Raw genomic sequence first — 13,061 nt, 5'->3', positions numbered from 1 at the left:
GCATGAGCGCACGTCCAATAGGTATTTTTGATTCCGGAGTAGGAGGGACTTCCATCTGGAAAGAAATCCAGGAATTATTGCCCCAAGAGCGCACCATATATTTGGCCGATGGTAAAAACGCACCTTATGGCGAGAAGACCAAAGAAACTATTCTTCAACTATCCATAAAGAATACGGAGTACCTGTTGCAACAAAATTGCAAGCTCATTGTGGTGGCCTGCAATACAGCAACCACAAACGCTATAGGCTATTTGCGAAAAACCTACGATGTTCCTTTTATAGGGATCGAACCCGCAATAAAACCTGCTGCTTTGCAGTCCGCTTCCAAGACTATAGGGGTATTGGCGACAAAGGGTACCTTGACCAGTAGCCTGTTCCACAGTACGGCAAAAGATCATGCGAAAAATAGCGAAATTATAGAACAGCAGGGAAAGGGGCTTGTAGCATTGATAGAAAGCGGGAAATTGCACACGGCCGAAACACGGGAACTATTGCAGGGCTATCTGAAGCCTATGTTGGAAAAGGGAATAGACTACCTGGTGTTGGGCTGTACGCATTACCCTTATTTAATTCCCTTGTTGAAAGAAATATTGCCATCCGGGGTTACCATTATAGATTCCGGAGAGGCGGTGGCAAGACAGACCAAGGCCGTGCTGAAAAGGGACGGACTGTTGAACACTTTGGATAACGGAGACGGGTCACATCAATTTTTAACGAATACGGATGTAGCATTATTGCAGCACTTTGTGTCGGAGGTGGCCGCCACAAAAACGGTTGACTATTTAGATTTTTAGGGGTTTTCCGATTCTCGTATAGGTCAAATACGTAAACGCATAGTGATGTTTTTCGTCCTTGGGGTGGTGTTCCTCTGCAATCAGCGCCCAGCGATCGGAATCTATTTCGGGAAAAAAGGTATCTGCCTCAAAAGTGCCATGTACGCGAGTAAGTTCAATAACATCGGCAAAAACTTCACCTTGCTTATAAATCTCTCCCCCGCCAATGATAAATGCATCCTCATCTGAAACCAGTTGCAACGCATCTTCCAAGGAATGTACAACAACGCAATCATCATAGGGAACGGTATAGGCGGTATCCCTAGTGATGATGATATGGGTGCGCTTTGGCAATGGTTTTGGAAAACTTTCAAAGGTCTTGCGGCCCATAATGATTTTATGGCCAATGGTCAATTTTTTAAAACGCTTAAAATCGTCCGGCAGGTGCCATAAGAGGTCATTGTTTCTTCCTAGAGCATTGTTTTGCGCCGCTGCGGCTATCATGGTAATGGTATTCACTTGAATAATGTTTAATTATCAAAATACATCGGCAAAAAGGATGCCACGGGTATTTTGCTATTTTTATGCTTAGGTTAAAGATACGCTAAATGGGATTTTAGGTGGCGTTACTTTTAAATTAAAGCGCGATATTTATTCCCGAACGGTGATTTATCTTACAATAGAAAATGAAGTTTAAAAAGGAAATACGCCATTTGGTTTATGGTATTCTTTTGGTTTTTAGCACCTTCTGTTTTGCCCAAACGCCAACTCCTGTTTTGTTATCGGATGCGGCCTTGGAGCTTACCAAGCAACAGGTAACCTATGACGGCAGCTATTTTTCCATCCCTTACCCGAACGGCGATGTGCCCAGTGATAAGGGCGTTTGTACGGATGTGGTTATTCGCGCGTACCGAAAAATGGATATCGACCTACAAAAAGAGGTCCATGAGGATATGAGAGCCAACTTTCATTTATACCCCAAAAATTGGGCGCTGTCCCGCACCGATAGGAACATAGACCATCGTAGGGTACCCAATCTAATGACCTTTTTTGAGCGGCACGGCGAGGTAAAAAAGATAACGGAGAGTGCCAGCGATTATGTGGCAGGGGATATCGTGTGTTGGGATTTGGGCAGGGGACTCTATCATATAGGCATCGTAACGGATAAAAAAACAGGGGGCGTAAAACGCAACCTTATCGTACATAATATTGGTGCCGGACAGGTGCTGGAAGATGTGTTGTTTCAATATAAAATAATTGGACATTATACCTATAAATAGCAGATGGAAAAGATCAGAAAGCAATTTCCGGTAACTAGAAAAGGGATTTATGCCAATACCGCGGTATATGGCCCTATGTACGATTCGCTCGTGGATTGGCGACAGGAACATGATTTGGATATGTTATTGCACGGGAGTGAAATGCGTACCGAGAGCCTTACTGTTTTATCGGATACCCGAACTACCGTGGGGCAATTTTTTAATTGTAAACGGGAAAATGTTGCACTGGTCTCCAATTTTTCGACCGGACTCAATTTTCTTTTAGAAGGATTAGCTCCGAAAACCAAAGTCTTGTTGTTGGATCATGATTACCCCTCGCTTAATTGGTCTTTCGAAAACAGGAATTTTGATATTTCTTATCTGAAAAGGGACGTAGCTATAGAGCAACTCATTCAAGAAACTATTGTAGCGAAGAATATTGAAGTATTGGCCCTGAGCTTGGTACAATGGTTAGATGGCTTTTTAATTGACCTTAATTTTCTAAAGGAACTCAAAAAGAAGCATCCCAATCTGATAGTCATAGCCGATGGAACCCAGTTCTGCGGTACCATGATCTTTGATTTTGAAGCTTCCGGTATCGATGTGCTTGGTGCGAGTGCCTACAAATGGTTGTTGGCCGGTTATGGCAATGGGTTTATGCTGTTTTCTGATACCGTGCAAGAGCGTTTTTCTGTACGTACTACGGGATTTAATGCCGCTGATGGCGATTTAGACAAGAAGGATAGCATTCGTTTTGCCAAAAGGTTTGAGCCAGGGCATCTCTCCTGTCTCAATTTTGGAAGTTTAAAATTTTCCATGGACTTCCTGAGCCGAATTGGAATGGATGCCATTACGGAACACAATCGCATGCTATCCGAAAAAGCGAAGAAGGAGTTTGGAGAACGGGGACTTTTGAGGCAGGATATTGTGGCTCGCAAGACCCATAGCACCATCTTTAATATCAAGGGTGATGACGCTTTGTTTCACCGATTACTGGAGCACAATGTGGTCTGCGCGCAGCGGGGAAACGGTATTCGTTTGAGTTTTCATTTTTATAACACACAAAAGGAGATAGATACCATTGTAAAAATCTTAGAAATAATAAGATAGTAATCCATTTCCTGCAATTTTCAAAGGACTAATTTTTAGTCTTTTAGCAAATAGAACGGTATTTTTGATAAATTGATAAAACTGATATTAATCATTGTGAATGAGCAACTTAATATGGTAGTTTTGCCGTATATTCTAAAAACAAGCATCATGGCAATCGCAAAACAATTTTTAAAGACAAAACCAGTTTGCAAGGTAACTTTTACTGTTCCTGCGCAAGAGGCAAAAAAAGTAGCCGTAGTAGGAGATTTCAACAACTGGAACCCTAAGGGCAGTACCCTGAAGAAATTAAAAAACGGAACGTTCAAAGGAACTTTTGATCTTCCTAAGGAAAATAGCTACGAGTTCAAATATATCGTAGATGGAGAGTTTGTTAACGAGACAGAAGCGGATCGTTACCAATGGAACGACTATGCAGGTTCTGAGAACGCCGTTCTAGAGCTGTAGTCAGCTTTTAATAAATCTAGGAGGTTTTTTAACAAATACAAGTAGACGTCATTACGGTTCCGAGTATTCGGAAGAAGTAATCTGTTTGTCGATAATCCTATCGATTACGGATTGCTTTGTACCTCGCAAAGACGCTTCTAATTAGTTAAAAGGCCTCTTTTGTTTTCTAGTGTTTTCAATGCTGAATACCAATTTAAATTCTAGATGTGGCATAAAACAAGTTTCTTTTTTACTCATTTGTCGTCATAAAATAGGACCATAGCTAATGCTATGCATAGATTTCATTCCTAAACTGAGAAAAAAAAATCAAATTTTCAATACGACATTCAAAACTTAAATTGGTATTATACCATTTCCCAATTGAAAATCATCCGATACATTGTTTCTTTTTACGCCCTACTTCAAAATAATAATCGGCCATAACCCTGCTAAACCCGGTTTTTCTTTTTCGGAGGACAAAAAACAATTCAATTTCTTTGGCTGGTCTTAAAAAGAGAACTGGTATTACTCCACTACGGATACCCCTTTCCAGAAAGCGACACGACCTTTAATTCCTTTGGCCAGTTCACTTACTTCCGGGTAGTACCAGGCCGCATCCGGATTCTGTTTTCCGTCTACCTCTAAAGAGTAATAGGACGCTTTGCCTTTCCACGGGCAGGAGGTGTGTGTATCACTCGATTTAAAATATTCTTTTTTAATACTTTCCGCCGGAAAATAGTGGTTGTTTTCTACGACTACCGTTTCATTGCTCTCCGCGATTACCGTATCGTTCCAAATTGCTTTCATAGATGATGTTTTTTAAACTGATGTTGTAAATAGATAATTCTTGTAATAGTCCTCTTGGTCGCTAAAGGCCTTCAAAACTTTCAAGCCCGATTGTTCCGCCAACCAATGCACGGTTTTGTCATCATATTTTTGCGATATTTCCGTATGAATGGTTTCCCATGCCTCAAAAGTGATGTCCAGATCTAGCTTTTCTATGCGGACTTTCTGTGGGGAGGTGGCTACCAAATAGCTTTTGGCGGTACCGCTCTCCGGATCATATACCTCCCAATGTGTAAAACTGTCCAGCTTAAAATTAGCCTCAAGTTCCCTATTGATGCGCACGAGTAGATTTTTATTGAACCGTTCTGTAATTCCGTTAGGGTCGTTGTAGGCATCCAAGATAGTCTGTGGATTCTTTTTCTGGTCAAAACCAATGAACAATAAATCCTTTGGCTGCATATACTCCTGTATTTGGGATAGGAATTCAATCGCTTTTTCATGCAACAGATTGCCTATGTTGGAACCTAGGAAAAGGATTACTTTATGTTCGTCCGTAGAAAAATTCAATTTCCTAAGCGTTTCAAAATAAGTGCCCTGTAGCGGCTCGGTCTGTACGTCGGGAATTTCCTGTTTTAAATTTGATTGCAAAGAATCCAGTGCATTCTGACTTATGTCGATCGGCCGGAACGTAAAGTTGAGGTTTTTGTCCGTAAAATGACGCAAAAGAATCTTTGTCTTTTTGCCATCACCGGCCCCCATCTCTATCAAATGAAAAGGATTTTTGCCATTGGCAAATAGCCGGGCAAGTTGCTCCTTATGGGTTTCCAGGATGCCGAATTCCGTATCGGTCAGATAGTACTCTGGCATGTTCATGATATCCTGAAACAGCTTGTCGCCAGCTTTATCATAGATATACTTGGAAGATATGTACTTAGGATAGGCGGTAAGGCCTTCATATACTTCTCTTTGGAACGGAGTGTCCAACTTTTGAGCTAAATTTTTAGGCATATAGGATGAGTCGTAATTATTTGGCCAACCGTAGTCCGGTAAACTGCCATCTTAAATTTGTTTGAAAAAAGTTGCGGTAGGTAGGCCGTGCGTGTTTATTTGGGGTCGCAACCGAGCTCCCGCGCAGTACTTTTTGATTGACCATAAATTTACCGTTATACTCTCCCAGGGCACCATCGGCCTTTTTGTAGTTGGGGTAGGGCAGGTAGGCACTTTCCGTCCATTCCCAACGTTGGCCCCAAGAAAATAAATGTTGGGCGGCTTCCCATTCAAATTCCGTGGGTAGCCTGCTACCTTTCCATTGCGCAAAGGCAAAGGCCTCAAAATAGGAAATATGCGTTACAGGGGTGTTCGGGTCTATTTTTTGGAGTCCGTTTAGGGTGTAATGGTGCCAAACACCATCAACCTTATGCCAATACAAGGGCGCTGAGATTTGCTCTCGTTTTACCCAATCCCAGCCCTCGGCATGCCATAAATCAAATGTTTGGTAGCCGCCAGCTGCTATGAAGGCAAAGAAAGCGGCATTGGTGACCAAGGTGTTGGAGATGGCGTAGTCATGTAAATAGAACTTATGGCGCCCCAATTCATTGTCGTAGCAGAAATCGCTACTGTTATGCCCTATGTCGTAAACACCCTCGTGTACGGTGAGCCATTCCTGCTGGGTAGTGGCAGCTTGGTGCTCTTTGATGCTGTTGGAATACGTGGGCAGTAACGGATTGTTTCCCAAGATGTACTTGATATCCGTTAACAATAATTCCTGGTGTTGTTTCTCATGGTGAATGCCAATTTCCAACACTGTATCCAATTCCTTGTTTTCTACGGATGCCACCAATGCCTTTATGGCCTCGGTAACGTGTTGTCTGTATGCATACACCTCACTTACCGATGGTCTGGATAAGTTGCCCCGGTCTGCACGCACAACCCGTTGGCCAACGGTCTCATAGTAACTATTGAAGACAAAGGAGAAATCTTCATTAAAAACCGTATAGTCCGGCTTGTATTTTTTAAGGATGAATTCCTCAAAGAACCAGGTCGTGTGGCCTAAATGCCATTTAGGCGGGGACACATCTATTATCGGCTGCACTACATAATCCTCTATTTCTAAAGGTTTGCACAAGTTCTCTGTATGTGCGCGGGTTTCGATAAAGAAATCCAAAAGGGAATCGGTAAGGGTCATGAACGCAATTTTCTTTTAAAGATAAGGAATAATCTTCGCTTTTATGTGGGTGCTACGCTACGTTATAAATAGGTAGGTTAAAAACAAAAGCGGTTCCTTCATTGGGCTTGCTAAGTACTTTAATGCTAGAATTATGTAGCTCCATAATTTTTTTGACAATGGCCAATCCAAGTCCTGCACCTTCCTTTTGTTGTCCGGTCTTCGTTTGTCGGTAACGCTCAAAGATCAAAGCCTGATTTTCCGATTGAATACCTGGACCTGAATCCTTTATCGTAATTTCAACACTATCTTTTTTGGGTAGGATGCGCACAATAACTTCGCCGTTTTCCGGGGTAAACTTGAGGGCATTGTCCATCAGGTTTTGTACGGCACGTTCTACTAAAGAAATATCGGCAAATACCAAAGGGGCTCCCTGCTGCATTTCTAACGTTAATGAAATATTTTTCTGTTTGGCCAGTACCTGGTAGTTTCTATGCACGTCATTGGCAAGCTCGCTAATGAGGAAAGGTTCTTTTTGCGGCTCAATTTGATTGGCCTCCAACTTGGAGTACTCAAAAAGTTGAGCAATGAGCTTGGCAAGTTTATCGCCGCTAGAACTAATGGTTTTAAGATAATCGGACCGTTGTGTTCCCGTTAATTGGGCATCCTTCATCTGTAAGGTTTCTATATAGCCTTGAATAATGGCCAAGGGTGTTCGTAAATCGTGGGAGATGTTGGCTATGAGTTCCTGCCGTAGTTTTTCCAGCGATTTAATTTTTTGCATATCGGAAAGAATGGTATCCGCCATTTGGTTGAAGGTGGTCGTTACACCGGCCAAGTCACTTTTTTCCGCATTTTCGATTCGGTAATTTAAATCCCCTTGTTCAAAGCGCTTTGCGGCAAACACCAATTCCCTTAAGTTTTTTGTTAAATACCAAACGGATAGTATTCCTAGAACAGCGGCAAAAAGTAAGGTGACCAATAAGGTGCCAAGGCCTATTTTTAGGGCGTAGCTGCCAAAGAGTAGATCACGGGTATTCAGATAATCCTGTCCGGCCAAAATGATGTAAATGTAGCCTTCTGAAGTACCCTTTTTGAATTTGGCCACCGAAAATACTTGTTGGTTTTCAACGTTTTTTGGATCATCGCCAAGAAAGTAACCCCTGCCCTTGGCCGCTATAAAACGTTCAATAGGGTCGGTATTTATGATTTTCTCATTGGTTTCCGGTGCATCATGGTCCAAGACTACGGAGTACTGCACCCTGCCGTTCAAATCCAAAAGATATACTTCTATGGCCCTGTTCACGGCCATCATATCGTGCATGATGTCCCCAAATAATGCCTTGTTAATGGTCCCCGTGCTATCTATGGGACTTTGGTCCACAAACTTTTCATCTATCAGGTCTTGTGCCAGGTTGGCATGCAGCCTCTGGGTGGTTTCCTGAAAATAGTTGTTGGAAAGGTATATGGTAGCTATCGTATAGCCTAAACCCGCCAGCACAAGAATAGCAAGAAAGGAGAGAACTAATTTTCGTATGAGTTTGTTGGATAGTATTGTTGTTCTCATAGTTCTTCATTGAATTTGTAACCAACGCCCCAGGTAGTTAGAATATAGGTAGGATGGCTCATGTCGGGTTCTATTTTTGCCCTAAGCCTGTTGATATGGGAGTTAACGGTATGTTCGTAGCCCTTGAACTCATAGCCCCAAATGAGGTTCAATAATTTGGCGCGGTCGTAACTTTTTCCAGGATTGGACGAGAGTAGCACCAAGAGTTCAAATTCCTTTGGCGAGAGTTCCACCTTGGCCCCGTTTACCAAAACCTTGCGCATGTCTATATCTATGGATAGGTCTCCGAATTGATTTGCATTTTTATCGCTGCGTTCTTTTTTGGCTGTCTTGGCCATTTCTTCCCTGCGAAATATGGCTTTTACGCGGGCTATAAATTCTCGCACGCTAAACGGTTTGGTAAGGTAATCGTCTGCACCTACTTCCAGTCCCAAAACTTTATCAATTTCCTCGGCCTTTGCCGTAAGCATGATAATGGGCGACTTAATATTGTGAGCCCTAATTTTCTGACAAACCGCAATGCCGTCCATGCCCGGGAGCATAATGTCCAAAATAATAAGGTCGGGAACTAATTCAATAGCTTTGGCAAGACCAACGTCACCTCTTAATGCGGTATGCACCTTGCATTCTAGGTCCGTAAGATGAATTTCCAGCAAGTGAACGATTTCCGGATCATCTTCAATTATCAAAACTGTTCTCATATACTACGAAATAAAGGGTTAATTATCACGGAAAGTTCACAGTTTGGGGAATTGATGGTGGTCATCCGTTAGGATAGAGTCGTAGAAAAGTGCTAATTCTGACACTAAGAAAATAAAATAATTTATAAATAATTGAAAATGAGATAATTATAAAATATGATTTTTACGTGATACTTCTGTTACAGCCTCATGGTTTCTTTGTATCGAATCAAAATACATAGAACAATGAACAATTTAAAAACAATTATGATGCTGTTTCTGGTAACAGCAATTTTTTGGAGTTGTGAAGACGATGACACGGATACAACTCCTTTGACGCTTAACGCAGGAACACTTTCCGGTGGCCCTTTTTCCTTTGCGGTAGATGGCCAACCGGATATGGTCAGCGGCCTTAGTTTAAATGCCGGTGCATTGACCGGAAGTTTCCAAAACTACGTCATTACGGATGACGCCAAGAATATATTAGGTTTACCACCTACCTTGGCTGCAGTGGAAGGTGTAGACTTTGATGGTGCAGGTGTCGGATCTTGCTACATTTATCATATTACCTACGAGGAGGGGCTGGCCGGACTGGAATCGGGAGCGAATTTGGATAATTTAGCAGGTATTTTTGCCTTGTCCAACTTTATTGTGGTGGTACGGGACGGCTTAAGTGCCGGTACGTTGGCAGGTGGTCCTTTCGAGTTTTTGATAGATGGCAACCCGGATATGGTCACGGGAATTACCTTGGACGATACGGCCTTGAACGGGGAAACACAGTCTTTTGTGATTACGGACGATGCTAGGAATATATTAGGTTTGCCACCAACTTTGGCTGCCGTGGAAGGTGTAGATTTTGATGGCGCAGGAGTGGGCACCTTTTTTATATACCACCTTACCTATTCTGGAGATATAAATGGTCTGGAGGCTGGTGGCAATCTAGATGGCCTTATGGGAAGTTTTAGTTTATCCAATCCTGTAGAAGTACAACGTAATGGACTTAATGCCGGTCTTTTATCCGGAGGGCCTTATGAGTTTACGGTAGACGGTATTCCGGATATGGCAAGCGGACTTGCCTTGGACGATAGTATGGTCAACGGAAGCAATACCGGTTTCGTAATTACCGATGCGGATTTGAATATCCTTGGCCTGCCGCCAACCTTAGAAGCTGCGAAAGGGGTGGATTTTGATGGCGCCGGGGCTGGTGTTTGCTTAATTTGGCACATCACTTACCAAGACGGAATAGTAGGCTTGGAGGCCGGTGGCAATGCCGGTAATCTTGACGGATTTTTTGCCCTGTCCAATTCCATAACCGTTACCAGAAATGGGTTAAATGCAGGTGTCTTGTCCGGAGGGCCTTATGAGTTTACGGTAGACGGTACGCCGGATATGGCAAGCGGACTTGCCTTGGACGATAGTATGGTCAACGGAAGCAATACCGGCTTCGTCATTACCGATGCGGATTTGAATATCCTTGGCCTTCCACCAACCTTAGAAGCTGCGAAAGGGGTGGATTTTGATGGCGCCGGGGCTGGTGTTTGCTTAATTTGGCACATCACTTACCAAGACGGAATAGTAGGCTTGGAGGCCGGTGGCAATGCCGGTAATCTTGACGGATTTTTTGCCCTGTCCAATTCCATAACCGTAACAAGGAATGCCCTGGATGCAGGAACCCTATCCGGAGGTCCATATACATTTACAATGGATGGTACGCCAGATATGGTTAGCGGTGTGCAATTGGATGAAGCAAATCTGAACGGTACAAATCAAACCTATGTGATTACGGATGACGCCGGGAATATTTTAGGACTTCCGCCTACGTTAGCGGCTGTTGAAGGCGTAGATTTTGATGGCGCCGGAATCGGTGTTTGCTATATCTGGCACTTAACCTATGAGGATGGTATTACTGGCTTGGTCGCCGGACAAAATACAAGTGGCCTAAGTGGTTTCTTTGACCTTTCCAATTTCATCATGGTTACCCGGGTGGGAGACTAGGAATTGCTATGAAAAAGAATTTTATTTGTTAGTGAGTTTAGTTTAAGAGGAAAAGGCCCAAACGCATGTTTGGGCTTTTTTTATCTATCTAACTGAATAGTTTATTTGTCGATTAAACCGCCACAGCTCCTTTAATATGAGGGTGTGGGTTATAATCCGTTAAGGTGAAATCTTCAAACTTAAAGTCAAAAATATCTTTTACCTCCGGATTAATGTGCATTTTAGGCAAAGGCCTTAAATCCCTTGATAATTGAAGCTCTACTTGTTCCATGTGGTTGCTGTAGATGTGTGCATCCCCGAACGTATGTATAAAATCTCCGGCCCCATAACCACAAACTTGTGCCATCATCATGGTAAACAAGGCATAGGATGCAATGTTGAACGGTACGCCTAAAAAGATATCTGCACTACGTTGGTACAGCTGACAACTTAATTTGCCTTCTGCCACATAAAACTGAAAAAAGGCATGGCATGGCGGTAATGCCGCTTTATTGTTCGCTACATTTTCTGAAAAGGATTTGGAAGTGTCCGGCAATACACTTGGGTTCCACGCGGATACCAACATTCTTCTGCTGTTCGGGTTGGTCTTCAGCGCATGTATGACCTCTTTGATCTGGTCTATCTCGTCATCGTTCCAATTGCGCCATTGCTTTCCGTAAACAGGGCCAAGATCTCCGTTTTCATCGGCCCATTCGTTCCAGATGCGTACGCCGTTTTCCTTAAGGTATTCTATATTGGTATCCCCTTTCAAAAACCATAACAGTTCATGGATGATGGACTTTAAATGTAGTTTTTTGGTGGTTACCATAGGAAAACCTTCGCTGAGGTCAAATCGCATTTGGTAGCCAAAAACACTTTTGGTTCCCGTTCCCGTTCTGTCACCTTTTTGGTTGCCTTCTGCCAACACATGTTTTAGTAGATCGTGGTATTGTTTCATGAAAATTTCGCCTATGGTTAATTAAAAGCGTGTAAGGTAAGGTTACAAGTCTAAAGTAGAATTTATAACAGTACAGAGGTAAAAATAGAATTTTGGGGTGAGTTAATTAATGGAATCGATAAACGGTTATCAAAATTTATTAACTAAAGAATTTTATCAGTTTTTACTGATTTTTTGATATCCGATGATTTTGTCCTCGCTACTAATGGCAACGTAATATAAGCCAGAGGCCAAGGTGGTGATATTAAGTTGAATTGTTTGTCTGTTTATAAAAGATTTTGTTCTGATTAACTGCCCTGAAGAGTTGACGAGACTGATATTGATCTGATCAAGCAGTTTGCCAAAATTGATGGTTATCAGGTCCGAGGTAGGGTTAGGGTACATTTTAATTTCCGTAATATTAGAAAAAGGTAGAAGTGTAGCGTTAGTATAGCCTTCACCTGGGTTTTCACATGATATAATGAATTCAGTAGAATCTTCCATACCATCTTCATCGGCATCAAGGTGCCATAAGGTTTCTGGGTTTAGTTCAGCATCGGTATCGTCGCAATCCGTTGTTGGGAGTACTGTTTTTGTATAGCCTGTTCCGGGACTGTTGCAGCTTTCCACTGTAGGCAATACCGCATAGCCGTCCCCATCGGCATCCAAGTACCATGTGGAGATTTCAAAGATCGCGGCATCGGTATCGTCGCAATCCGTTGTTGGGAGTACTGTTTTTGTATAGCCCGTTCCGGGACTGTTGCAACTTTCCACTGTAGGCGATACCGCATAGCCGTCCCCATCCGCATCCAAGTACCATGTGGAGACTTCGAATACTTCGGCATCGGTGTCGTCGCAATCCGTTGTTGGGAGTATTGTTTTGGTGTAGCCCGTTCCGGGACTGTTGCAGCTTTCCACTGTAGGCAATACCGCATAGCCGTCCCCATCCGCATCCAAGTACCATGTGGAGACTTCGAATACTTCGGCATCGGTGTCGTCGCAATCCGTTGTTGGGAGTATTGTTTTGGTGTAGCCCGTTCCGGGACTGTTACAGCTTTCCACTGTAGGCAATACCGCATAGCCGTCCCCATCCGCATCCAAGTACCATGTGGAGACTTCGAATACTTCGGCATCGGTATCGTCGCAATCCGTTGTTGGGAGTATTGTTTTGGTGTAGCCCGTTCCGGGACTGTTGCAGCTTTCCACTGTAGGCAATACCGCATAGCCGTCCCCATCCGCATCCAAGTACCATGTGGAGACTTCGAATACTTCGGCATCGGTATCGTCGCAATCCGTTGTTGGGAGTACTGTTTTTGTATAGCCCGTTCCGGGACTGTTGCAGCTTTCCACTGTAGGCGATACCGCATAGCCGTCGCCATCGGCAT

Annotated in this window: 13 protein-coding genes; 5 read left to right on the top strand and 8 right to left on the bottom strand. The window is 43.1% G+C overall.

All coding sequences use genetic code 11. The features are described 5' to 3' along the window. Positions 1-2 precede the first annotated feature (2 nt). Positions 3-794 carry a glutamate racemase gene (murI, locus tag ACFQZJ_RS12000; protein WP_379934827.1) on the top strand — a complete coding sequence of 264 codons (792 nt, stop codon included), beginning with the start codon at positions 3-5 and terminating at the stop codon, positions 792-794. Here murI and ACFQZJ_RS11995 read toward each other — a convergent pair. Further along, positions 783-1,292, bottom strand: a complete 510-nt coding sequence (locus ACFQZJ_RS11995; RefSeq protein WP_379934825.1) for a dihydrofolate reductase — start codon at positions 1,290-1,292, stop codon at positions 783-785. The genes murI and ACFQZJ_RS11995 overlap by 12 nt on opposite strands. Positions 1,293-1,459: 167 nt before the next feature. Between ACFQZJ_RS11995 and ACFQZJ_RS11990 the strand changes: the two genes are divergently transcribed. From ACFQZJ_RS11990 to ACFQZJ_RS11980, 3 genes are all read left to right on the top strand, one after another. After that, entirely contained in the window at positions 1,460-2,053 is a 594-nt protein-coding gene (locus ACFQZJ_RS11990) for a DUF1287 domain-containing protein (protein ID WP_379934823.1), read from the top strand. A gap of 3 nt (positions 2,054-2,056) precedes the next feature. After that, positions 2,057-3,142 carry an aminotransferase class V-fold PLP-dependent enzyme gene (locus ACFQZJ_RS11985; protein ID WP_379934822.1) on the top strand — a complete coding sequence of 362 codons (1,086 nt, stop codon included), beginning with the start codon at positions 2,057-2,059 and terminating at the stop codon, positions 3,140-3,142. Positions 3,143-3,292: 150 nt separating this feature from the next. After that, on the top strand, positions 3,293-3,589 hold the full coding sequence (locus tag ACFQZJ_RS11980) for an isoamylase early set domain-containing protein (RefSeq protein WP_379934821.1): 297 nt from the start codon (positions 3,293-3,295) through the stop codon (positions 3,587-3,589). A gap of 504 nt (positions 3,590-4,093) precedes the next feature. Here the strand turns inward: ACFQZJ_RS11980 and ACFQZJ_RS11975 are convergent. From ACFQZJ_RS11975 to ACFQZJ_RS11955, 5 genes are read right to left on the bottom strand one after another with little or no spacing between them, the layout of a single operon-like run. Further along, complete coding sequence (locus ACFQZJ_RS11975) at positions 4,094-4,375, bottom strand: DUF427 domain-containing protein (RefSeq protein WP_379934819.1); 282 nt, start codon at positions 4,373-4,375, stop codon at positions 4,094-4,096. A 12-nt stretch (positions 4,376-4,387) separates the two neighbouring features. Then, positions 4,388-5,362, bottom strand: a complete 975-nt coding sequence (egtD, locus tag ACFQZJ_RS11970) for an L-histidine N(alpha)-methyltransferase (RefSeq protein WP_379934818.1) — start codon at positions 5,360-5,362, stop codon at positions 4,388-4,390. Between the two features lie 16 nt (positions 5,363-5,378). Then, positions 5,379-6,539: an ergothioneine biosynthesis protein EgtB gene (gene egtB / locus ACFQZJ_RS11965; protein WP_379934817.1), complete on the bottom strand. Its 1,161-nt coding sequence runs from the start codon at positions 6,537-6,539 to the stop codon at positions 5,379-5,381. A 52-nt stretch (positions 6,540-6,591) separates the two neighbouring features. Continuing rightward, positions 6,592-8,085, bottom strand: coding sequence for a sensor histidine kinase (locus ACFQZJ_RS11960; protein ID WP_379934816.1), 1,494 nt, complete (start codon positions 8,083-8,085; stop codon positions 6,592-6,594). Next, positions 8,082-8,786: a response regulator transcription factor gene (locus tag ACFQZJ_RS11955; RefSeq protein ID WP_379934815.1), complete on the bottom strand. Its 705-nt coding sequence runs from the start codon at positions 8,784-8,786 to the stop codon at positions 8,082-8,084. The genes ACFQZJ_RS11960 and ACFQZJ_RS11955 overlap by 4 nt, the downstream gene beginning before the upstream one ends. A 225-nt stretch (positions 8,787-9,011) precedes the next feature. Between ACFQZJ_RS11955 and ACFQZJ_RS11950 the strand changes: the two genes are divergently transcribed. Continuing rightward, the gene (locus ACFQZJ_RS11950; RefSeq protein WP_379934814.1) at positions 9,012-10,760 is read left to right on the top strand and encodes a hypothetical protein; all 1,749 of its coding nucleotides are present in this window, start codon (positions 9,012-9,014) and stop codon (positions 10,758-10,760) included. Between the two features lie 112 nt (positions 10,761-10,872). Here the strand turns inward: ACFQZJ_RS11950 and ACFQZJ_RS11945 are convergent, their stop codons facing one another. Then, entirely contained in the window at positions 10,873-11,697 is an 825-nt protein-coding gene (locus ACFQZJ_RS11945) for a thymidylate synthase (protein WP_379934813.1), read from the bottom strand. A gap of 156 nt (positions 11,698-11,853) precedes the next feature. Continuing rightward, a partial coding sequence (locus ACFQZJ_RS11940; protein WP_379934812.1) for a T9SS type A sorting domain-containing protein occupies positions 11,854-13,061 on the bottom strand: 1,208 nt, incomplete at its 5' end.

Source organism: Maribacter chungangensis, from assembly GCF_042676845.1.
Taxonomy (GTDB): Bacteria; Bacteroidota; Bacteroidia; order Flavobacteriales; family Flavobacteriaceae; genus Maribacter; species Maribacter chungangensis.
The sequence above is the reverse complement of the archived record's forward strand: the minus strand, read 5'-3'. Positions and strand labels throughout refer to the sequence as shown.